The organism is Insulibacter thermoxylanivorax (genome assembly GCF_015472005.1).
Taxonomy (GTDB): Bacteria; Bacillota; Bacilli; order Paenibacillales; family DA-C8; genus Insulibacter; species Insulibacter thermoxylanivorax.
Window position 1 is genome coordinate 31,480 of the sequence record NZ_BMAQ01000048.1, and the last position, 22,098, is coordinate 53,577.

25 protein-coding genes and 1 riboswitch are annotated in these 22,098 nt (G+C 55.4%); all 25 genes read left to right on the forward strand.

Going from position 1 to position 22,098, the window contains the following annotated elements:
• Positions 1 to 62 precede the first annotated feature (62 nt).
• Positions 63 to 638 carry an NADPH-dependent FMN reductase gene (locus PRECH8_RS13800; RefSeq protein ID WP_200967675.1) on the forward strand — a complete coding sequence of 192 codons (576 nt, stop codon included), beginning with the start codon at positions 63 to 65 and terminating at the stop codon, positions 636 to 638.
• A 172-nt stretch (positions 639 to 810) separates the two neighbouring features.
• Positions 811 to 2,397 carry a spore germination protein gene (locus PRECH8_RS13805; protein WP_200967676.1) on the forward strand — a complete coding sequence of 529 codons (1,587 nt, stop codon included), beginning with the start codon at positions 811 to 813 and terminating at the stop codon, positions 2,395 to 2,397.
• Position 2,398: 1 nt separating this feature from the next.
• Positions 2,399 to 3,484 (forward strand): GerAB/ArcD/ProY family transporter, encoded by a 1,086-nt coding sequence (locus tag PRECH8_RS13810; RefSeq protein WP_200967677.1) that lies wholly within the window; start codon positions 2,399 to 2,401, stop codon positions 3,482 to 3,484.
• Positions 3,481 to 4,728 carry a Ger(x)C family spore germination protein gene (locus tag PRECH8_RS13815; protein ID WP_200967678.1) on the forward strand — a complete coding sequence of 416 codons (1,248 nt, stop codon included), beginning with the start codon at positions 3,481 to 3,483 and terminating at the stop codon, positions 4,726 to 4,728. The genes PRECH8_RS13810 and PRECH8_RS13815 overlap by 4 nt, the downstream gene beginning before the upstream one ends.
• Positions 4,729 to 4,734: 6 nt before the next feature.
• Complete coding sequence (locus PRECH8_RS13820) at positions 4,735 to 4,893, forward strand: hypothetical protein (protein WP_200967679.1); 159 nt, start codon at positions 4,735 to 4,737, stop codon at positions 4,891 to 4,893.
• Positions 4,894 to 5,233: 340 nt separating this feature from the next.
• The gene (locus PRECH8_RS13825; protein ID WP_200967680.1) at positions 5,234 to 5,452 is read left to right on the forward strand and encodes a hypothetical protein; all 219 of its coding nucleotides are present in this window, start codon (positions 5,234 to 5,236) and stop codon (positions 5,450 to 5,452) included.
• A 162-nt stretch (positions 5,453 to 5,614) separates the two neighbouring features.
• Positions 5,615 to 6,328, forward strand: coding sequence for a phosphonate ABC transporter ATP-binding protein (locus PRECH8_RS13830; RefSeq protein WP_200967681.1), 714 nt, complete (start codon positions 5,615 to 5,617; stop codon positions 6,326 to 6,328).
• Positions 6,329 to 6,461: 133 nt separating this feature from the next.
• Positions 6,462 to 6,572 carry a sporulation protein YjcZ gene (locus tag PRECH8_RS13835; RefSeq protein WP_200967682.1) on the forward strand — a complete coding sequence of 37 codons (111 nt, stop codon included), beginning with the start codon at positions 6,462 to 6,464 and terminating at the stop codon, positions 6,570 to 6,572.
• A gap of 135 nt (positions 6,573 to 6,707) precedes the next feature.
• The gene (locus PRECH8_RS13840) at positions 6,708 to 8,216 is read left to right on the forward strand and encodes an FGGY-family carbohydrate kinase (RefSeq protein WP_207161808.1); all 1,509 of its coding nucleotides are present in this window, start codon (positions 6,708 to 6,710) and stop codon (positions 8,214 to 8,216) included.
• A gap of 218 nt (positions 8,217 to 8,434) precedes the next feature.
• Positions 8,435 to 8,722, forward strand: coding sequence for a Dabb family protein (locus PRECH8_RS13845; protein WP_200967684.1), 288 nt, complete (start codon positions 8,435 to 8,437; stop codon positions 8,720 to 8,722).
• 174 nt (positions 8,723 to 8,896) lie between these two features.
• The gene (locus PRECH8_RS13850) at positions 8,897 to 9,328 is read left to right on the forward strand and encodes a DUF86 domain-containing protein (RefSeq protein WP_200967685.1); all 432 of its coding nucleotides are present in this window, start codon (positions 8,897 to 8,899) and stop codon (positions 9,326 to 9,328) included.
• A 177-nt stretch (positions 9,329 to 9,505) separates the two neighbouring features.
• A complete protein-coding gene (gene racE / locus PRECH8_RS13855) occupies positions 9,506 to 10,315 on the forward strand; it encodes a glutamate racemase (RefSeq protein ID WP_200967686.1) in 810 nt (269 codons plus the stop codon).
• Between the two features lie 147 nt (positions 10,316 to 10,462).
• Positions 10,463 to 10,765, forward strand: a complete 303-nt coding sequence (locus PRECH8_RS13860; protein ID WP_200967687.1) for an iron-sulfur cluster assembly accessory protein — start codon at positions 10,463 to 10,465, stop codon at positions 10,763 to 10,765.
• Entirely contained in the window at positions 10,765 to 11,025 is a 261-nt protein-coding gene (locus tag PRECH8_RS13865) for a YuzB family protein (protein WP_200967688.1), read from the forward strand. Before PRECH8_RS13860 ends, PRECH8_RS13865 begins: the two co-directional genes overlap by 1 nt.
• Before the next feature lie 92 nt (positions 11,026 to 11,117).
• Positions 11,118 to 11,837, forward strand: a complete 720-nt coding sequence (locus PRECH8_RS13870; protein ID WP_200967689.1) for a hypothetical protein — start codon at positions 11,118 to 11,120, stop codon at positions 11,835 to 11,837.
• A 506-nt stretch (positions 11,838 to 12,343) separates the two neighbouring features.
• Positions 12,344 to 12,557, forward strand: a riboswitch (cobalamin riboswitch).
• A gap of 193 nt (positions 12,558 to 12,750) precedes the next feature.
• Positions 12,751 to 13,782 carry an ABC transporter substrate-binding protein gene (locus PRECH8_RS13875; protein WP_200967690.1) on the forward strand — a complete coding sequence of 344 codons (1,032 nt, stop codon included), beginning with the start codon at positions 12,751 to 12,753 and terminating at the stop codon, positions 13,780 to 13,782.
• A 3-nt stretch (positions 13,783 to 13,785) separates the two neighbouring features.
• A complete protein-coding gene (locus tag PRECH8_RS13880; RefSeq protein ID WP_200967691.1) occupies positions 13,786 to 14,814 on the forward strand; it encodes a FecCD family ABC transporter permease in 1,029 nt (342 codons plus the stop codon).
• A gap of 15 nt (positions 14,815 to 14,829) precedes the next feature.
• Entirely contained in the window at positions 14,830 to 15,594 is a 765-nt protein-coding gene (locus PRECH8_RS13885; protein WP_200967714.1) for a heme ABC transporter ATP-binding protein, read from the forward strand.
• Positions 15,595 to 15,801: 207 nt separating this feature from the next.
• The gene (gene cobT / locus PRECH8_RS13890; protein WP_371871226.1) at positions 15,802 to 16,875 is read left to right on the forward strand and encodes a nicotinate-nucleotide--dimethylbenzimidazole phosphoribosyltransferase; all 1,074 of its coding nucleotides are present in this window, start codon (positions 15,802 to 15,804) and stop codon (positions 16,873 to 16,875) included.
• A 15-nt stretch (positions 16,876 to 16,890) separates the two neighbouring features.
• Complete coding sequence (cobU, locus tag PRECH8_RS13895; RefSeq protein WP_200967692.1) at positions 16,891 to 17,484, forward strand: bifunctional adenosylcobinamide kinase/adenosylcobinamide-phosphate guanylyltransferase; 594 nt, start codon at positions 16,891 to 16,893, stop codon at positions 17,482 to 17,484.
• A 9-nt stretch (positions 17,485 to 17,493) separates the two neighbouring features.
• Positions 17,494 to 18,492 (forward strand): adenosylcobinamide-phosphate synthase CbiB, encoded by a 999-nt coding sequence (cbiB, locus tag PRECH8_RS13900; RefSeq protein ID WP_200967693.1) that lies wholly within the window; start codon positions 17,494 to 17,496, stop codon positions 18,490 to 18,492.
• Positions 18,465 to 19,298: an adenosylcobinamide-GDP ribazoletransferase gene (gene cobS, locus PRECH8_RS13905; RefSeq protein WP_200967694.1), complete on the forward strand. Its 834-nt coding sequence runs from the start codon at positions 18,465 to 18,467 to the stop codon at positions 19,296 to 19,298. The genes cbiB and cobS overlap by 28 nt, the downstream gene beginning before the upstream one ends.
• A 78-nt stretch (positions 19,299 to 19,376) precedes the next feature.
• Complete coding sequence (gene cobD / locus PRECH8_RS13910) at positions 19,377 to 20,456, forward strand: threonine-phosphate decarboxylase CobD (protein WP_200967695.1); 1,080 nt, start codon at positions 19,377 to 19,379, stop codon at positions 20,454 to 20,456.
• A 165-nt stretch (positions 20,457 to 20,621) separates the two neighbouring features.
• A complete protein-coding gene (locus tag PRECH8_RS13915; protein WP_371871227.1) occupies positions 20,622 to 21,503 on the forward strand; it encodes a cobyric acid synthase in 882 nt (293 codons plus the stop codon).
• The gene (locus PRECH8_RS13920; RefSeq protein WP_200967697.1) at positions 21,500 to 22,078 is read left to right on the forward strand and encodes a cob(I)yrinic acid a,c-diamide adenosyltransferase; all 579 of its coding nucleotides are present in this window, start codon (positions 21,500 to 21,502) and stop codon (positions 22,076 to 22,078) included. The genes PRECH8_RS13915 and PRECH8_RS13920 overlap by 4 nt, the downstream gene beginning before the upstream one ends.
• Positions 22,079 to 22,098 lie beyond the last annotated feature (20 nt).

Below are 22,098 nucleotides of genomic sequence, written 5' to 3' on the forward strand. Positions count from 1 at the left end.
GGGGATACTTTAGGGTGTTGCTGGAAAAGCATGATGACAAAAACAACAGGAGGTAACTTCTTATGAGCAGAAACAAAATCGGAATCATCATCGGCAGCACCCGTCCCGGCCGCGTAGCTGAACAAGTGGCCAAATGGGTGTACGACATTGCGCAGCAGCGGGGCGATGCGGATTATGAGATCGTCGATATCGCCGATTATAACTTGCCGATCTATGATGAACCTGTTCCTCCGTCGATGTCCACGGAGTATGCGAAGGAACATACGAAGAAATGGTCGGAGAAGATCGCTTCCCTTGACGGCTTCATCTTCTGCACCCCGGAATACAACCGGGCAACCTCCGGAGCGCTGAAGAATGCGATCGACTTTCTCTATTATGAATGGAACAACAAAGCCGCGGCATTCGTAGGCTGGGGAAGTTTCTTGGGAGCCCGCGCGGTGGAAAACCTGCGCATCATCATGGGCGAACTGCAGGTGGCCGATGTACGGGCACAGGTGGGCTTGTCGCTCTTCACGGACTTTGAGAACTTCAGCGTGTTCAAACCCGGCGAGCATCATACCGATTCGGTGAATGCCATGCTCGACCAGCTGAATGCCTGGGCAAGCGCCTTAAAACCTCTGCGCAGCCAGTCATCTTAACTGCCGCTTGTTAACTAAGCAGCGTTGCTTGCCGCTCGATCACCCTGTTGACTTTGCATGTTAACAGGGTGATTGTTGTTTGTTCGTGATAAAAATATGCGAAATTGGAAAACTTAAGATGTGCACCATGATATGACCATGATGTGAATCTTATAGGAGATGCGTGCAGGAGATGCATGCGAAGGGGGAACTCGCCTTGTTGTTCAAGCCGTGGAGAATAAGCACAGGTCCGAATACCAGCGACAAACCATCGCCGAAGGTCTATCTGGAAGGCGAGCTGACGAGTAACCTTGAACTGAACGTCTTGCAGCTGCGGGAAGTATTCGCTTATCCGGATAATCTCGCCCTAAGGGTAAGGCGCGTCTATGTCCAATCCTTGAACATGCACGCGGTGATCCTGTACATCGAAGGGGCGGCGGATGCGAGGGCTATCGAAGAGAATATGCTGAAGCCGATGCTGGAATTGGAGAAGCGGGAGCTTGAGGAGGCAGCCGTCGATCGGCTGAATTTTGTCAAGGATCATGTGCTCTCCTCCCTGTCGATCAAATTATCGAATCATTATCAAGATATCGTCGATGAACTCCTAAGCGGCAATACGATCCTGCTCCTCCCGGAAGTTCAGCAGGCGATCGTCGCAGATACCCGCGGATTCAAACACCGGAATATCTCGTCGCCGACCGTTGAGCAGGTGATCAACGGTCCCAAGGAGGCCTTCGTCGAAGCGGCGGATGTGAACCGCTCACTGATCCGCAAGTACCTCAAGGACAATCAGCTTCAGTGTGAGAAGGTGCACATCGGTCAGCATCGCAAGCAACCCGTCTACTTGATGTATCTGCGCAACATCGCGAGTGAACAGATCGTCGATCGCGTGAAGCGGCGCATCGAGCAAGTGCAAAGAGACAATGTGCCGAATCTGTACATCCTGGCTCAGCATCTGGAGGATCGGCCGTACTCCCTGCTTCCGTCGGTGATGCTTACAGAACGCCCCGACCGCGTCGCCGCCTTCCTGCAGGAGGGCCATACGGCTGTGGTCATGGACAATTCCCCCGTGGTGTTGATCGCGCCGATCACCTTCTGGTCGCTGTTCCATGCCGCAGAAGATCAGTACAACCGCTGGCTGACCGGCAACTTTATGCGTCTTATGCGCATCACCTCGATTCTCCTCACGATGCTGATCCCTTCGGTCTATATCGCGATCAGCAACTACCATGTCGAGATGCTGCCGACGGACCTCATGCTGGCGATCGCAGCAGTACGGGAGCGGGTGCCCTTCCCGGTGTTAGCGGAGATCTTGTTCATGGAACTCACCTTTGAACTGCTGCGGGAATCGGTCGTCCGGGTGCCTGCTACGATCGGTTCAACGATCGGCATCGTCGGTGCCCTGGTCCTCGGGCAAGCGGCGGTGGACGCCAATCTGGTCAGCCCGATCCTCGTGATCATCGTCGCCATCACGGGGCTGGCTTCCTATATCGTGCCGGATATCACACTGAACTTCTCGATTCGCATCCAACGGTTTATCTTCATCGTCTTCGCCGCTTGGTTCGGCTTCTTCGGCCTGGCACTATATATGACTTATGTGATGGCTTATCTCGTCTCCTTCAAATCCTTCGGCGTGCCCTTCATGTCTCCGGTGGCGCCGAGCCTCAGCTCTTCAGATGACACCTTCCTGCGGCCGCCGGTATGGAGGCAGTGGATCCGGCCGGCCAATCTCAGCCCGAAGGATACGATCAGATCAGATCCGCCGGAAAGGAACAGCTGATATGCATATAACAGATGGGAAGATCGGTGCGCGGGAACAGCTTGCCGTGGCTACATTCTTAATCGCCATGAAGGTGTCGGATACGACGCCGGATATCCTCATCCATCATGCGATGAATGCCGCTTGGCTCGTATCCTTGATCAACGGGCTGGTTGTTTTGATCCCGCTGCTCCTCATCCTGCATCTCCTTAAGAGATACCAAACGGGGCTGTACGATCTGCTGCTCACCTTGACCGGGCGCTGGGGGAGCACGCTCATCATGCTGTTCATCTTCCTCTGGCTGTTCATCAGCACCTTTGTCAATTCGAGGAGCTATATTGATATCGTCAACACGCTGTTCTTCCCGCAAACCTCGATCGAAGCTTTATATGTGTTGTTCCTCCTCTTCTGTGCGCTCGTCTCCATCCGTGGCTTCGAAACCCTCGGCCGGATGTCCTGGCTCTTGTTCTGGTTGATCGCGGGAATCGTTATCCTGCTGCTCTTAACGACTTGGCAGCATATGAAGATCAGTCAGCTGTTCCCGCTTCTGGGACCGGGACTGGATGTCATTCTGCTGCGCGGCGTTACCCACAGCTCCCTGTATGTCGAGCTGTTTTTGATAGCTTTTTTCTTTCCATATACGACGTCATACAAGGCTTTGAGAGATGGGGTATGGATCGGTTTCGCCGTCTCAGCTCTCATGCTCATCGTGTTCAACGCGGTGTATGTGATGGTCTTTGATTACCCCGCAATTGCAAGTATGCCTTATCCATATCAGCAATTGACGAGATCTTCCAGTTTATTCGGTATGGAAGCACATATGGATGCCTTGTTCCTGGGGGTCTGGATCATCGCGGCGATCCTGCACTTCGCGCTCTATCTCTATATCTTGGCTTATCTCTTCGCCAGATTGTTCAAGATTCAAGAATTCGAGATGCTGATCATACCCATGACCGGTTTGGTCCTCTATATCGGCATGATTCAAGAAAATGTGATGCAGATGATTTTCCTAAGAGATGTACTGATGATGACGACCTCCATCTTCTACTTGCTGCTGCCCTTTGGCCTATGGATCCTTCATCTGTGGAGGAGGCGAAAAGTCAGGTGAGATACAAAACGATCCGCATCCTGATCGCGGCCAGTTTATGGCTGCTGACCGTCTTCCTAAGCGGCTGTGCTGACTATGCAGAGATTGAGCGCCTGGCCCATGTGGTCGTATTAGGTCTGGATCGGGCAGATGATCAGTTCATCAAAGTAACCTTCCAGATTGCGAACCCGCAAGTAGGCTCTACAGATCGAAGCCAAGCGGAGGAAGAGCCGCCCAGTGATATAATTACGATCACGGCGACGGATATCGTCAATGCCAAGGAACTGTCGAAGACCATCATTCCGCGGCGCATGAACTTTACCCATCTGCAATCGATCGTCATCTCCGAGGAACTGGCGCGTACGCATCAATTGCATGAGATGATCGCCGGTCTGATCAGACTGCCCGAGATGAGGCGTGAGATGAATCTGATCATCTCGCGCGAGCCGGCGCAGCGTTTTATTCGCAAGAACAAACCGCGGCTGGAGACCAGACCGTATAAGTATTATGAATTCATGATCGACCAATGGGAGGAATCGGGTCTTGTCCCGAACTCTACGATCAATGACTATCTCAAGGCTCTCTCCGGCGAGTTATTCTTGGCGATCTATGCGACGACCGAGAAAGTCGAGGCTCCCTTGTATGAATACGAGGACAAATACAAAGCTGGCGAAGTGCCGACGGAGGAAAGCGATCCGGTACAGATCATCGGTTCAGCGGTGATCAAGCAGGGCAAGATGATCGGTGTATTAAGCGGTGAGGAGACGCGTTACAGCTTGATGCTCCGGCCTGATGACTTGTACCGCTCGCAGGTGATCTCCTTTCCCGATCCGATCCATAAGGGGGAGCGGGTGAGCGTTCATCTGTTAAGGAAGGGAGCACCCCGGGTTCAGCTTGACCTTTCCGGCGAAGCGCCCAAGATCGACGTCACGGTGCGCATGGATATGCAGATCCTCTCGATCCAGAGTATGATCGATTATGTCGGCAATCAGCAGAATATCGATAAACTCGATCGATTCATCGAGGATGTGCTGGAGCGTGGGACGATGAACTTCATACGCAAGACCCAGGAGGAATATCGCGGCGAACCGTTCCTGTGGCATCTTGAAGCGAGGAAGAAGTTCTGGACATGGGACGAATACAACCGATATGACTGGTTCAGCCAATACCCGCGTGCAGAGGTGAAAGTGAAGTACGATATCGATGTCCGGAGTTTCGGCAAGCAATTCCAGCCGCCTAAGATCAATGAGGAAAGGACGAGATAAGCAAGAATGATCTGGATCTTGTACGGAACAGCCGCCTATCTGACCTATTATACGTACTTGGTTGCACGAACGCTTTGGCGGGAAGGCAAGCTGGCCGGCGGGATCGCGGTTGGTGTGATCGCTCTCAGCTTTGTTCCCCTGACGGTCTATCTGCAATTAACCTAAAGCAAGGATCCTGCGATGGATGAGTGAGGGCGCCGGGACAAGCGGTCGAAAATGATGGTCATAGCCGCGAAAAATCGTCATAAGCTGAACATTAGAGGCTGCGGCCTGTGTACGGAGAGATGAGTCGATGCGGTGATCCGGTGATTCGGCATCGGGTGATACCGCCTCTGAGCGTTGGATGATGCGTTATGGGCGGCTGTACCTCTGAGCGCTAGGGAGGCGGAACCCTTAGGAATGAGAAATTACAGTCGAAATCGTTGGAAAAATATGATACATTAGTGATAGATCGACTGGGACATACGTACGAACTCATCAATCTTAGAAGGATAGGAGTACGGGGATGGACTTGGAACGATTGATCCTGATGATCCGGCTGTTAAATGTATGTGTATCCGTGGTTGGGTCAGGCATGCTGCTCGCTGCCATGCTGATGCCCGAGGTGTTCTCGGTTAGCCCGGCCTTTCCAGCGATCATCGCATTCAGTTGGATCGTAACGATCTTCTTCAATCCCGCAGCGAAGGAATTGTGGGAGAAATGGAAGAGCAATATGCGTTCTTGACGGGCTTCAACCGAGGACAGAGCGGGTTCTCGGTTGTTTTCTGTTTCCGAAAAGGGGTACAATGGCAATAACGGCTGTAATCGGATTCAATCGTTTCATAGCATCTATAACAGGATCTGACAGATCTTCATAGAATCGTTGGCTAAGTGGGTGAACGGATACATGATTATACGCAATCTTAGAAAATCCTACGATGAACAGGTCGTGCTGAAAGGTGTCTCGCTGGCGGCCGGCCAGGGCGAGATGGTTGCGATCCTGGGGCCGAGCGGCAGCGGCAAGAGCGTCCTGCTGAAGTGCATCGCCTTAAGGGAGCGATGGGACGGCGGCGAATTCATCTATGACGATGATGATTTGCTTAAGCAGGGCTGGCTCGCTCAGCTGAGGTATAGGAGCATCTGTGCCTATCTTCCGCCGAAGGAGATCAGCTTGAATCCGAACAAGACGGCGCTGAAGAATGTCCTTTCGGGTCTGCTGCCAACCTGGCGCAAACTGATCGGAGCGCGGACGAAGCGGGAATACATGACGGCGATGGATTATCTGGAGAATGTCGGCCTGCTGGACCTGGCCCATCGCAAGGTTCAGACGCTGAGCGGCGGCGAGAAGCAGCGGGTCGCCGTGGCGAAGGCGCTGATCCAGGGAGCGGACATCATCGTCGCCGATGAACCCGTCATCGGGCTGGATCCCGAATCCGCTCAGCTTGTGCTGAAGGATCTTCGCTACATGTGCGATAAGCATAAGGCGACGGTGCTTTTTACGATCCCGCAGATCGAGTGGGCAGAGAAATATGCGACGCGCCTCATCGGCTTGGTGGACGGCCAAGTGATCTTCGATGTTTCGGGACGCAGGTTAACAACGGCGGAGAAGATGAAGCTGTAATCTGATTCGTTCCGAGCCCCTGCCTTGCCCCCGCCGGGCGAACGTCTAATTTCTTTGCAGGTTGTGCGCTTAACCATACGCATCTCCCGCGAAGCGATATAATGTATCAATGCTTTATCGGGAGGTGAAGCGAATGGGTTACGCTGCAGGTGGTGGAGTAGGCGGCGGCTTCTGGACGTCTACGGGTACTATTCTCGTGCTGTTTATTTTGTTGGTGATCATCAGCCGTACGGTCTTTTATTAAACAACACCCAAAGGGGCAGCCTGCTGAATAAGCGGCTGCCTCTTTTGGCTGTGCGCCTTTGGTGCATGTCGGCAATGTTTTGCTTTGCCTGCGATCATGTTACAATAAGATCAAAATTCGATATAGCAGAGGATGATGGGATTGTTACTAGGATTGGATGTGGGTACGACCAATATCAAAGCGGGTTTATTCTATGAAGACGGCCGGTTGGCAGCTGCAGCCAGCCGTCCGACGAAGACATCTTATACCGAGGACGGGCTGCCGTATTATGATCCGGAGTGGATGTGGGCGACGGCAGCAGAGGTATTGCGTGAAGCGGCGGCGAAGGCGGAGGAGCCTGTGCGTTGCCTTGGGATCACGAGTATGGCGGAGGCGGGGCTCTTGATCGATCTGGTGAGCGGCAAGCCCAAATCCCATGTCATCCCGTGGTTCGATAAGCGTTCGCTGCCCCAGTTGGAACGTATCAAGGCTGCGAGTGATGCGCTGACTCGTTTCTCGCGCTCTGGGCTGAACCCCAGCTTCAAGTACGGCATGCTGAAGATGATGTGGCTGAAGGATCAGGATGCTGGGATTCTGAAGGATGCGTGTTGGCTTTCGGTGTCGGATTATATCGCCTATCGCTTGACAGGGCAGCGCTTCACCGATGCTTCCTTAGCTGCGCGCACCTATGCCTATGATTTACATAACCAGCAGTGGGACCGCGGCTTCCTCGAGCAGTTCGGACTCGGCGAAGTCACCTTCCCTAAGGTTCTGCCGGCGGGACAAGCGGGCGGGAAGGTGCATGCCGAAGCTGCTGTCGTCAGCGGACTGCGGGAGGGCTTGGCGGTTGCCGTCTGCGGTCATGACCACCTGTGCGCCAGCGTCGCCGTTGGTGCGCTTGAGCCCGGCCATGTCTTCGATTCGATGGGCACGGCGGAGACCCTTGTCGGCATCCTGCCGGAGCGCCGGCTCGGCGAGAAGGAGTTCCGGACCGGGATGTCCCACGGCAAACATGTGCTGCCAGGGCGGTATTTCTGGATGGGGGGCATCTCTTCCTCCGGCGGTTCCGTCGAATGGATGCGCAAGATCATTCAGGACCCGCCGATCGCTTACGAGGATATGAACCGGATGCTGGCGGAGACGGAGCGGAAACCTACGGGCATCCTGTATTATCCGTATCTGTCCGGCAGCGGGGCGCCGAAGCCGAATCCGAATATGCTGTCCTCTTTCATCGGCATCAGCGTGAACCATACCCGCGCTGATATGATGAGAGCTGTGCTGGAGGGTACGGTGTATGAGTTCGCGGCGATTCGCCGCGCGGCGGAGCAGGCTTCCGGACAGCCGATCAACACGATCACGGCCGTCGGCGGCGGGACGCGCAACCAAGTGCTGATGCAGATCAAGGCGGATGTGACCGGCTGCACGTTCCATATTCCGAATGTGGAAGAAGCGACGATGCTCGGCGCAGCGCTTCTGGCCGGGATCGGCAGCGGTGTGTACCGCGATGAATTCGAGGCTTGGCAGCACATCTCGCCGCAGCTGTCGATTCGCACCATAACGCCGGACCCGGAGGTCGGCAAGCTGTATCAGCCGTATCTCGAAGCCTATCTGGAACTGCGGGATGCTCTGCATGACCATTTCAACAAGCTGGCGAACCGGGGCTGACAGCCTCCGGTTTAAGACGGAGGACGGGCTGAAACGGACGGGCCGAACCAGCGCGATGCGCGCTCTGCGAGCTGTTTGCGGATCGCTTGCGGGCACTTCAGCCCGGCCTGCAATCGGTTCGCTCTACGCCTTATGAGGGCTGTGTTCAGACGGGTTAAAGTATGCTACAATTTAGTCAGCTATTGGGCATATTGACAAGGACGAGGGAGTATTCACACATGATCACGCATATCGTATTTTTTAAGTTAAAAGACCGTTCCGAAGAGAACATCCAGCGCACGCGGGAGGTGCTCGCGTCCATGGAGGGGAAGATTCCCCAGCTTCGATCCTTGGAAGTCGGCGTCGATGTCGTGCGTTCCGAGCGATCCTATGATTTGGCGCTGGTAGCCAAGTTTGATTCGCTGGAAGATTTGCAGATCTATAACGATCATCCGGTTCATCAGGAAGTGATTCGCTATATCGCTGAGGTGAAGGATGTATCGGTGTCTGTTGATTACGAGTCGTAGAGCCGCTGATCGATTGTACGGCTTGCGGATTATCATGTTGGAGGATTAGGCGATGGAGAACATGTCCGAATATGTGACGATCCTGGCGGTGATCATCCTGACTTTCGTCATCGGGACGATCTGGCTGAAACGCCGAGGACGCAAGAAAGGGCTGTAACAGGAGGCTGGCTGAAGATGTATTATGTAGATCGCGGGCAGATCGAGCAGCGCTTTCGATACATAGATGAATGGTTGCTGGAAGCGGTGGGCGAGCTGCAGAAGAAACCGGCGATGCCGCCGTCATTGGAGCGGCTGGCCTGGGAGAGAACGCTGCATCTGGCGGCTGAATTGGTCACGGATATCGGGAGTTTGATGATCGATGGTTTTATCATGCGGGATGCGAGCAGCTATGAGGATATCGTCGAAGTACTGAGGGAAGAAGGGGTATTCGATGATTCCCTTGGCGCTGACCTGCATGAGCTGGTGAAACTTCGGAAACCGTTGGTGCAGAGGTATTATGCACTTGATGCGTCCATGCTGGAGGTTTGGAAGCCGCGGCTTGTTGAACTTCTGCAAGCTTTCCGACAATCCGTGGAGCAATATCTGCAGCGCGAACTGTTGAAGTAATCCGTGTCATGGGTGAAGTCGGGGCGAAGGTCGGCTTTCGTTCCGGCTTTCTTGCTTGCGGCGATTTTGTGATTCAGACGGTGCTGCAGCATGGGGATAGGGACATCATGACAGGTTAGGACATATGGTACTATTAGCGAGCAAGACCAAAAATATAACGAAGGAAGCGATGTTTCCTTGGAACATCCTATTGCAATATTGGATTCCGGTGTCGGCGGACTGACGGTAGCGAAGGAAGTGATGCGGCAGCTGCCGCTGGAGCGGATCATCTATTTTGGGGATACGCTGCGAGCACCTTATGGACCGCGCCCTTCGGAAGAAGTGAGGCTGTTCACGAAGCAGATCGTGAGCTATCTGCTCCAATATGATCCGAAGATGATCGTGATCGCGTGCAACACAGCAACGGCAGCAGCCTTGGATGAGATCAAAGCGATGACGGATGTTCCGGTAGTCGGTGTCATCCAGCCGGGGGTGCGGGCGGCGATTAAGCGCAGCATGAAAGGAGCGATCGGTGTCATCGGCACCGAGGGCACGATTAAGAGCCGCTCCTATGAACAGGCGCTGAAACGCATCGCACCGCATCTGCAGGTTTACAGCAAGGCATGTCCCGAATTCGTGACCTTGGTGGAGCAAGGTCTGTATCGTTCCAGCAAATGTAAACCCGTTGTCGAACGGGCCCTGCACGAATTTAAACAGCTGGACATCGATACTCTCATCCTGGGATGCACGCATTATCCGTTCTTGGCGGATGCTATCTCGGCCTTTCTTGGACCGGAGGTAGAGCTCATCAGCTCTGCGGAAGAAACGGCCCGCGAGGTCAGCACATTGCTGTATCACAGAGGCCAGCTCGCATCCACCTTGGAGATGCCGGTGCACCAGTTTTTCTGCAGCGGCGACCCTGTCCTCTTCCAGAAGATCGCCCGGGAATGGCTGGGCGATGAGATTCAAGTGAATCCCGTGGTTTGGCAGATCCCAAGGTTCGCTTAATGCGATAGACGATCACCGGCGAAGAGCAGGATGGAAGCGAGGATTCGCCATTCCGGCGCCGACAAGTTATAATATACTATGATGTGAGCTTGACAGCCGCATGATCATGCGGCTGTTCATTTATGATTAATAGGAGATGAAGATCAATTGAGATGCAAAATTACGCGCAACGCAGCGAAAGTCATGCTCAGAGAACTTGAGCAAGAAACAAACCAAGACCTGAAGTTTCGTGTCTTTATTACTCATATGCATGGCGACCATGCCCACTACGGCTTGACGCTGGACAAGCCGACCGAGCAGGATGAAGTGGTGATGACCGATAAGAAGATCGAGGTCATCCTGCAGCGAGACGAGCCTTTCCTCGATGGAGTGAAGATCGATTATCTCTATTTCCCGCAAGAGGGATATGTGATTACTAACCCGTCTAAGGGTTATCATGGTGAGTATTGATGAGTGTTGAGAGACGTGTAAAACCTGCTAACGATATCCGAATCTGTCACAAATGCAGGCATATTAACGTGGATCGGTTGAAGAAACAACTCGAGGAGATGGCTCCTGATTCCCGCATCCGAGTCGGGTGCAAATCGTACTGCGGCCCATGCGACCGCTATGCGTTCATCTATATCAACGGCCGCTATGTGACCGGCGAGACGGAACAAGAAGCCCTGGAGAAGGCGCGAAAGTATGTGAAGAAACCGCATACTTCCTGATTCGGGGCGCCAACTCATTGACGCACCGTTTTCACATACTTTTCCAGGCTTTTGGGGAGGATAATGGCAAAAGCTTGGAAAGGTGTTTTTTTATGCAGAGATTGCTAACGGTCTATTTTATCAGCTTATTCGCTTTTGCCGGCCTGATCCTATGGTCCGAGCTGTCCTATGAATTGGAGGCGGAATCCCAGGAACCGGAGGGGCTGACACAAGACCATGTTCGCGATCCTGCTCCTGATCACGATCAACATCGGATGGCAGAACGCCGCATCGAAGCTGCGGAAGATCGATCGCACGATCAATCGGCGGCTACTGCTGAGTCCCGGACACCGGACATCGAACAACCCTTCCTGCAGCTCGGTTATAAGACGGTGTATGACGCCCTGCGGGATTGTGAGCTGCGTTACCTGCAGCGCATCAATCTGCCCATCTACCTGCCGCAGGTCCGTTTCACCCATCAACTGGGCAAGTGCCATGACCGCTATACGAAGGATGATTATCTGGAAGTGGTGTATCTGGATGAACACCGTCCGAATGAGCGCCTGCTGATGATGATCAAGCCGGTCCGCGATAAGGTGGAAATCTCTGAGGACCGAGTCACGGCCAGGATGGAGCTGCAAGACGGCACGCCGGTTCTTCTCAGTCTTACGCCGGGGGGCGGATATCATGTGCTGGAGTTCGAGCGAAACAGCATGCAATATCTGATGATCCTTTCGACTTCGCTGCTCGATCGGGTGCCTCCCGAGGAGATGCTGCGAATCGCCGGCTCCATCCCGACCGGCTATCCGCGGCTGTTGGATGATCGGTATTGATGATGTGACGCTGAACGGAATGGAATGGAGTTGAACGGAATGAAGATGAATGGAATGAAGATGAACGAATGAAGATGAACGGAATGAAGATGAACGGAATGAAGATGAACGGAATGAAGCTTAACGGAACTGTGGTGCGTTATTTGAGCGAAATCTCTCATTTTTACAATCTAACGGAACGCCGGTTCGTTATTTCATCGAAATAGATGATTTTCAGCTGTTTTTGCTAGAATAGCGTACTCTTGTTCCGTTATCTCACATAACCTCCGCGAAAATGCAGAGATAAGGGCCTCCAGTTCCGTTACGACGCAAAGGTGTAAAGATGCAAAAGTGCAAAGATGTAATTGCAAAGGTGCAAACTGCAATGGCAAAGGTGCAAACTGCAAAGGTGCAAAGGTGCTAACTGCAATGGCGCAAAACTTACAACTCCGTTCAATTTCCTGTCATTGCTTTCATAGGATGGTTGTCGTATAATCACTTACGAGATTGCAAGCTTGTCCAATAGAATATGGAATCAATCTGCAGGTGCCCTCGTGAGCCGGCTGCCCGACATGGGAAGCGGCTGTTCACTGGGGTTAAAAGGGAAGTCCGGTGCAAATCCGGCACGGTCGCGCCACTGTGAGCGGGTGACCTGTTCCATGATGCCACTGTCGTCAAGATGGGAAGGCGGAACGGTCGATACCCGTAAGTCAGGAGACCTGCCTGCAGATGCAGCTCGCAGATCCTTCGCGGATAAGGATTCGGGCGCTCGGGTTGTTGATAGATAGGCGTGATCATCGGGTGATTGCGCAGCCTGAACGCTGAACCTCCAGTCCCTTAGGATTGGAGGTTTTTGTTTTGGTTCTGCGAGGAGGTCCTGCACAGCAAACAAGCGCATTCTCACAGAATCATCACAACAGGGAGAGATGAGAAGATGAGAAAATGGCTCACAGCACTGATTACACTGCTCATGGTATTCACACTGGCGGCATGCGGAGCAGATGGGATAAACGCAGATCCTGCCGACGTCAATAACGAGCAGTCTGTCCAACAAGATGATGCGCAAAACAGCCATGCTGCCGGCGAGGAGGAAGGCAGCGAAGAAGCGGCGCTAGAGGAGGAAGCAGACCGTACCATCTATCCGCTGACCGTGATGGATGATTCCGGTACGGAGATGACGATTGAACAGGCGCCGCAGAAGATCGTCTCCATCGCGCCGAGCCAGACGGAGATCCTCTTCGCGCTGGGCCTTGGTGACCGCATCGTCGGTGTCGGGGATTATGACAACTATCCGGAGGAAGCGCTGGAGAAGCCGAAGGTGGGCAATCTGCAGAGCAATCCCGAAGCGATCCTGGCCGTAGAACCGGATATCGTCTTCGCCGGTGTTTCTCTGAATGGTTCGGTGGTGCAGTATCTACGGGATCTCGGCATCACGGTATATGCGACGGAACCGGTGACCATCGACGAGGTCATCGATTCGATCCTCAAGATCGGCAAGATTACGGACGCGCAGGCTGAGGCGCAGGTTGTCGCTGAGAAGATGAGAGCAGACAAGCAGTATGTGCTCGATCGGGTGAGCGATATTCCGGAAGACCAGAAGAAGAAGGTGTATATCGAATATGCGCCGTTGTGGACGGCCGGCAAGGGCTCCTTCATGGATGAGCTCATCGTTACATCCGGCGGCGTCAATATCGCTTCCGAGTTGGATCAATGGGCGCAGATCAGCCCGGAAGCGGTGATCGAAGCGAATCCGGATATCATCATCTATGCAGATATCACGGATTACGAGACGGGCAAGCCGCTGGTTGAATTGATCAAGACCCGTCCCGGCTGGGGTTCGATCGAAGCGCTGAAGAACGACGCAATCGTGGGTGTGAATGAAGATATTCTGAGCCGTCCAGGACCGAGGATCACCGATGCACTGTTGGAGGTTGCCGCCGGTATCTACCCTGAGCTGTTCGAGTAAGCCATGAAACGGAGATTATTCTTTTGGGGAGGAGCAGGATGCCTGCTCCTCGCCCTCTCGATGATCGTCAGCCTCTCGCTGGGAACGGCCAATATCCCCATTGCGGAGGTGTGGTCGATCGTTTTGCATTCAGTGACTGGATGGGGAGCGGAACCTATCTCTTCGCAGGCTTATGAACAGATCGTGCTGCAGGTACGCTTCCCGCGCGTTGTACTGGCGATCCTTGTCGGCGCGTCGCTGTCCTTGGCAGGGGCAGCGTTTCAGGGTGTGCTGCGCAACCCGCTGGCAGATTCTTATACATTAGGGGTTGCTTCGGGCGCTTCCTTTGGCGCGGCGTTTCTGATCTCCTTTGGTTGGCATTATGTGATCGGACAATGGACCGTTCCCATCGCAGCCTTCATCACGGCGCTTTTGTCCCTGTTCATCGTCATGCGGCTCGCTTCGGTGAACGGCAAGTTTAAGATCGAGACGATAATCCTGGCGGGTGTTGTCGTGCAGGCATTTTTCGGTGCGGTGGTCTCCCTGCTCGTGTCGTTGTCCGACTCCGTCGTGAACGAGATCGTGTTCTGGCTGATGGGCAGCCTGGCGTTGCGGGACTGGTCTTTCTCCATGATGCTGGCTCCGTATCTTGCGGCCGGCGCCCTAGTGCTGATGGGCTTCGCTCGAGCACTGAATCTATTCTCGCTGGGAGAACGGCAGGCCGCGCATCTCGGCGTCCATGTGGAACGCACGAAGCGCATCGTCTTGATCTTGGGGACCTTGCTGAGCGCAGCGGCGGTCTCGGTTTCAGGTACGATCGGCTTCGTTGGCCTGGTGACGCCGCATCTCATACGCTTGCTTGTCGGTCCCGACTATCGGCTCCTGCTGCCCCTTTCTGCGATCTACGGCGGGATCTATGTTCTATGGGCGGATACGATGGCTCGCTTGCTGCTGAGCCCGACGGAGATCCCGCTCGGAGTGGTCACCGCATTCCTCGGTGCGCCGTTCTTTGCATGGCTGCTTGTCCGGCATAAGCGAAAGGTGGCGATCTAATTGGAGCACAGGGTAATGCTGCAAGCCGCCGGCGTGGACAAGCGCATCGGCTCCCGGCTGGTGCTGCGCGGTGTCAGCCTGCAGGTTCAGAAGGGGGAGTTTTTCGGCATCATCGGTCCGAACGGCAGCGGCAAGTCGACGTTGATCAAGCTGTTATCCGGCGTCGAGCCGCCCAGCGCGGGCGAGATTCTGCTCCAGGGGACGAACCTCGCTCAATTCTCCGGGAAGCAGCTGGCGCAGCACATCGCTGTGCTCCCGCAGGAAGCCCTGCCTCCGGTAGGGTTTACGGTGCGGGAGGTTGCGGAGATGGGCAGGTATCCCTATCAGAACTGGCTGGGAGAAGAGCGGACAGATGCCGGTGAGCTCATCGATCAAGTGCTGGCGGATCTGGATCTTACGGAATTGGCGGATCGCCCGGTTGAGGCGCTGAGCGGCGGCGAACGCCAGCGGGCGGCCTTGGCCAAGGTGACGGTCCAGCAGCCCGACTTACTGATGTTGGATGAGCCGACGACCTATCTGGATATCGGTTATCAACAGCAGATGATGGACTATGTGAGAGCATGGCAGCGCAGCGCGGGCCTTACGGTTGTGGCGGTGCTGCATGATCTGAATCTGGCGGCTCTGTATTGCGATCGGATCATGGTGCTCTGCGAAGGCGAGGTACTCGCAACGGGCACACCGGAGACCATCATCCGCGCGGAGATTCTTGAACAGGCCTACGGGATTCGCCCGACGATCGTCGTTCATCCACAGCGCCAAGTCCCGCAGATCTTGTTATAGGGCAGCGGGACGGTCAAGTTGCTGCAGGGCTGCAATTCAGGTGCTTGAGGACACGGTCCGCCGGTTGATGTGAAGCGTTGGATGGTGCGGGCGAGGAAGATGTGTAAGGAAGTTTAGGAAGTTGTATATAAGAAATCCGTGTATAAGGAAGCTGTGCATAAGGAGTATTTTGTAGGTCAAGGCAAAAAGGACGGGCAGGTGCTGAGGGTGAAGGAACAAAGGAAGGATCGTTGGAAGGCATACGTGCACGATACGATCAGCGGCATTGCCGAGCTGGATTACACGGCGATGGAAGAGATGGCGCAGCATCTCGATCAGTTGACCAAGCCGCCGGGCAGCCTCGGCCGGCTTGAGAAGATCGCCGTGCAGCTGGCGGGGATCACGGGTTCGATCAAGCTGCAGAAACAGCGCAAAGCCGTCGTCGTCATGGCCGGCGATCACGGGGTCTGTGCGGAAGGCGTCAGCGCCTACCCCCAGGAAGTGACGGCGCAGATGGTGCTGAACATCTTGGACGGCGGCGCAGCGGTCAATGTATTGGCGAGACAAGCCGGAGCTTCTGTGTACTGCGTCGACGTCGGGGTGAAGACCGAAGTGAAGCATGAGCGGCTCCTGTCCTGCAATGTGCGGCGGGGAACGCGCAATATGGCGAGGGAAGCGGCGATGACGCTGGAAGAGGCATATGAGGCGATCAGCGTCGGCATTCGCATCGTCGATCATCTCTATCAGCAAGGATACCGCGTATTGGCTACAGGTGAGATGGGGATCGGCAACACCACGCCCAGTGCGGCGATCCTCAGCGTCTTGGGCGGGCTGCCGGTGATCGAGGTTGTCGGCCGCGGCACGGGCATCGATGAGGAGAAACTGCGGCACAAGGCGGCGGTCATCGAGCGTGCGATCGAGGTGAACCAGCCGGACCGGCAGGATGCCGCGGATGTGCTGGCGAAGGTCGGCGGATTGGAGATCGCCGGCTTAGTCGGTGTGATCCTCGGTGCAGCGAGCAGACGCTGCCCCGTGGTGATCGACGGATTCATCTCGTCGGCTGCTGCGCTGGCCGCCGCGCGCATGGCGCCTCAATCCGTGTCGTATATGATTGCATCCCATCTGTCCGAGGAACGGGGGCATCAGAAAATGCTGGACTGCATCGGTCTGACCCCGGTCTTGCATGTGAATATGCGGCTCGGTGAAGGAACGGGGGCGGCTCTTCTCTTCCCGATCATCGACAGCGCGGCAGCGATCGTGAACGAGATGGCGACCTTTGACGGCGCAGGGATCTCGCGATAAGGGGATGTGATGCGGTTGATTACACTCGTTACGGGCGGCGCGCGCAGCGGCAAGAGCCGCTTCGCTGAGCAGCTCGCCCTGCGAATCAGCGAACATTACAGTGCACCCGGATACTATATCGCCACGGCGGAAGCGGGCGATGGGGAGATGGCGGAGCGCATCGCCCGCCATCGGGAGCGGCGGGAGCAGTCGATGGCCGGCTGGCAGACGATCGAGGAGCCGTATGATCTCACTGGGCGTTTGGAGGAGATCGCCGGTACAGTGTCGGCTGAACCCGTGGTGCTCGTCGATTGCCTCACCCTGTGGTTATCCAATTGGCTGCTGTGTACGGAGCAGGATGATCCGGAAAGACGGATCGAGCAGCAAGTGAGTCATCTTCTTGCTGCGGCGAAAGAGCTGCAAGGCTGGCTGGTGATCGTGACGAACGAAGTCGGCGACGGCCTCGTTCCGGAATATCCGTTGGGCCGGATGTTTCGCGATTTGGCCGGCTGGATGAACCAGCGGATGGCGGAGCAGGCGGACCATGTCTTCCTGGTCACCGCCGGGATTCCCATTGAACTGAAGAGGGCGCGCTACCGGTTTGTCGCAGAGGATTTTTGTCTGCGTTGAGGTGGAGAGATGCTTGTTTATTCGCTGCAGGAGATACTCCTGATCGTCATTCTGGCAACGGCAGTGGACTGGCTTATCGGTGATCCGAAGCGCCTCGTCCACCCTGTGGTCTTGATCGGCAGGCTGGTCCGCTCCCTGGAGCTTCAGCTATATCGTGAACATCCCGGAGATGAAGGTCTTACTTCGGCTCAGGCAAGACGGCGCGGCATTCTCCTGCTGGCAGCGACACTTTTCACAGCAACTGCGGTTTGTTACGGATTGGTCGAGATCTGCAGACTGATCCATCCTTGGCTTGCTTACGCTGCGCATGTCTGGCTGATTTCTACGACGATCGCGGTCAAGGGACTGAAACAGGCTGCTGAAGAAGTATACCAACCTCTGTTGCAAGGGCGTTTGGAGGAAGCGAGACAGGCTGTGGGGAGGATCGTCGGCCGCGATACGGAGCAGATGGATGAAAGGGAAGTGGTGAGGGCGGCTGTAGAAACCGTGGCGGAGAACACCGTTGATGCTTATGCCGCCCCGGTCCTGTGGGCACTTGTCGGCGGCGCGCCGCTGGCGATGATGTACCGCGCGGCGAACACCCTCGATTCGATGGTCGGTTACCGCAATGACCGATACCGTTGGTTCGGCTGGGCCTCGGCAAGGTTTGACGACCTGTGTAATTATCTCCCCGCTCGCTTGACCGGCTTGTTGATGGTCGGCATGAGCGCCTTGCATCGGCAGATGTCTGCGAAGCGGGCACTGCTCGCGATCCTGTGCTTCGCGGAGAAGCATCCCAGTCCGAACAGCGGCATCCCGGAAGCGGCAGCTGCTGGGGCTATGGGCGTGGAACTTGGCGGTGTGAACAACTACGGCGGCATCAAGAGCGAGCGGGCGCGTCTGGGATGGCCGCTTACGCCGCTTGCAGCAGGCCATATTCGCGGTGCAGTCTGGTTGCTTATGGCATGCAGCTATGGATGGACAGGAGGTCTGGCGGTGATATGGGCAAGTCTTACATTCGCCGGCTGATCGATGCTTGTGCGGCGGCATTTCAGCTGTTGACGCGGATCCCCGTACCTTATCAGCCTCGATACAACGAAGAAGTCCATCGGCGGAGCGTTGTGTTCTATCCGCTGGTGGGGATGGTAATCGGCGCAGTGCTCATGATCCTGTACGATGGGCTGCCGCTTCTGTTGCCCGCAGAGGCATCGGCGGTGCTGCTCCTCATCGTCTGGATCATGCTTACTGGCGGACTGCACCTCGATGGATGGATGGACACAGCGGACGGGTTGCTGAGCCACTGCTCCCGCGAACGCAAACTGGAGATCATGAAGGACAGCAGGGTTGGAGCGATGGGCGTCATCGCTTGCGTGTGCTACCTGCTGCTGAAGGCCGCGCTGCTTCACGCGCTCATTAAAGAATCAGTTGTCCGGCTGCTCCCGCTCTGGATCATCCCGATCTGGAGCCGTTTCTTGATGACCGCTGCCATTGCTTGGTGGCCTTATGCCCGCGGTGAGCAAGGCGGCATGGGAGCTCTGGTGCAGCAAGCGGGAAACCGGCATGTGTTGCCGGCGCTGTTCACGGCCGTCGCCAGCTCTTATCTGTTATGGACGCTGACTTTGTTCATTGCAGACGTGGGGCTTCCGCTGAACCAGTTTACGATGTTCCTGATCGGCGCGATCGTCTTAACCTTCACGTTGGGACTGGGTGCTGCATATGTGATCGGCCGGAAGTTAGGCGGACAGACAGGGGATACATATGGAGCGCTTAATGAGTGGATGGAACTCATCTTGTTATTGGCAGCAGTGGTTGCCGCCGTCCATGTACCGATATGAGAGGATGCCGCTGATGAACTTGTCAGGGAATGCGGATCAGGCGAAACCGCTCGGATTGAAGGAGAGGATGCGAAGATGATGTTAGAGCGATTTGGGCACGGCGGGGATTGGCATACGGCAGCGGATCTCTTCGGCGAACGGGAACAATGGCTCGATTTCAGCGCGAACATGAATCCGCTGGGGCCGCCGCCGCATGTACATGAAGCGCTGCGATCCGCTTGGCAGACGATTACCCGATATCCTGATCCGGCTGTACGGGAGTTGAGGGAGAAGCTGGCTTCCCATCACGGTATCAGCCCGGATAATATTCTTGTCGGCAACGGCGCAGCGGAGTGCATCGATCTGGCGATGCGGGTATTGAAACCGCGGAGACTTGGACTGGTACGGCCTGCATTTAGTGAGTATGAGGAGGCAGCAGCGAAGCTCGGCTGTGAGCTCCATGAAGTATACTTGAAGACGGAGAACAGCTTCGTTCTTGAAGAGGATCTCGCAGTCAGACTCAGCGATTGCTGCGATACGGTGATCCTCGGCCATCCGAATAATCCCACAGGACAGTTGATCCCGGGAGCATCCTTACGTATTCTCTTATCCAGCGGCTCAAAACTTATCATCGATGAGGCTTTTTTGGATTTTTCGCAGGAGGAAGAAACCCTCTCGCTAATACCTGAAGCGGCGCGAAGAGAGGGACTCATCGTCATCCGTTCGATGACCAAATTCTATGCGATACCGGGATTGCGCTTAGGCTACGCCGTAGCTGATGCAGCGTTGATTCGCGAGATGCAGAAGCTGCAGGTGCCGTGGAGCGTCAATGCGATGGCGCAAGCAGCGGGCATCGCTGCACTGGAAGACTCGGAATATGCAGCTCGGACGAAACAATGGTTAGCTGATGAACGGCCATGGCTGACGCAAGCGCTGAAGGGGTTGGGTCTAACGGTATATTCGGGAATGCCGAATTACATCTTATTCGCTCTTCCGGAGGACTCGCCGTGGACGGCAGCATCCCTGCAGCAGGCACTTGGCAGGAAAGGCATCTTAATCCGCGATGCGTCGCACTTTAGAGGATTGACGAATAAATTTGTCCGTTGTGCGGTAAGGGATCGCAAGGACAATGAGGTCTTGATCGTCGAGATGCGAAAGCTGCTCGCAGCTCATCCATGACGGCGGATGAACAGGATGGTGAAGTGCAAAAAAATGTGAATAATCATATGCGAATATTCAAATGAGGCTTATAAGCTTATCAGGAAAGCTTTATGAGCAGGTACCAGTAGTAAATCAATGTATAGGCGGGCGTGAGGCGTATGAGCGGATCGATATGGCAAGCGTTTGAGATGCATCAAAGTGTATCACGAAGAAGGGGCGGCGGAGATGACGAAACAAACTGTGAAAGCGGCAACCATCATGCTGCAAGGCACGGCTTCAGATGTGGGCAAAAGTGTGATGACAGCGGCGTTATGCCGGATCTTCAAACAAGATGGGTATCGGACAGCGCCTTTTAAATCCCAAAACATGTCCATTCATACATACAAGACCAAGGACGGCGGTGAGATCGGAGCGTCCCAGGGCATGCAGGCGGCGGCCTGCGGCATCGAGGCGGATGCGGATATGAATCCGATCCTCCTTAAGCCGTGCGGGGAGATGCGCTCGCAGGTGATCTTGCGAGGCAGGCCGCTGGCCGATCTGGATGCCCGCGCTTATTATCGGGAGGGGTTTCTAGATGAAGCACAGATCGCGGCAAGGCAGTCGCTGGACCGGTTGCGCGAACAGTATGAGATCGTCGTCATCGAAGGCGCGGGCAGTCCGGCGGAGATCAATCTGAGGGACCGCGATATCGTCAACATGCGGGTGGCTGAGTGGGCGGAGGCCCCAGTGCTGCTTGCAGCAGATATCGATCGCGGCGGGATGTTCGCATCAGTCGTCGGTACGCTGGAACTTCTGGAAGCGCATGAGCGGGCAAGGGTAAAGGGCATCATCGTAAATAAGTTCCGCGGCGATGTTTCGCTCTTGCTGCCCGGCATCCGCTGGCTGGAGGAGCGCGCCGGTATTCCGGTTGTCGGGATCGTTCCTTATCTTCCCGATTTGCGGTTGGCGGATGAGGATTCTCCGGCGGAGTTCGACCGTTTGGCCGACCATGTCAGGCAGGCCGTTGATATGAGCCGGATCTATACGATCATGGGTTTGAACCAAGAAGGGAGGAACAAAGGATGAAGATCTATACACGCGGCGGCGACACCGGTCAGACTTCGCTCATCGGTGCCCGTACAGCGAAGGATGATGTGCGCGTGGAGGCCTATGGAGCCGTTGATGAGCTGAACAGTTTCGTCGGCCAGGCGATCAGCGTCCTCGATGACCGCTGTGCGGATCTCAAGGAACATCTCATCGAGATCCAGCATGAGCTGTTCGACTGCGGGGCGGATCTGTCCCTGGCCAAACAGGGCACCAGGCCGTATCGCGTACATGCGGAGATGACGAAGCGGCTCGAGGAGCTGATCGATCGATATGATGCGGAATGCCCGGAGATCCGGCGCTTCATCCTGCCCGGCGGCACGCAAGGCTCGGCTCTTCTGCATGTCTGCCGCACGGTATGCCGCAGAGCAGAGCGGCGGATCGTGACCCTGGCCCGCCAGCAGTCGATCAACGAAGAAATTCGCAGGTATATCAACCGTCTGTCGGACTTTTTCTTCGTGGCAGCCAGAGTGGTCAATGTGCGGGCCGGCATCGGCGATGTGGAGTATATCCGCAGTGAAGAGGTGTTTCGCGCAAAGGGGGATTCTAATTCATGAAGATGAAGGCATCTAATCAG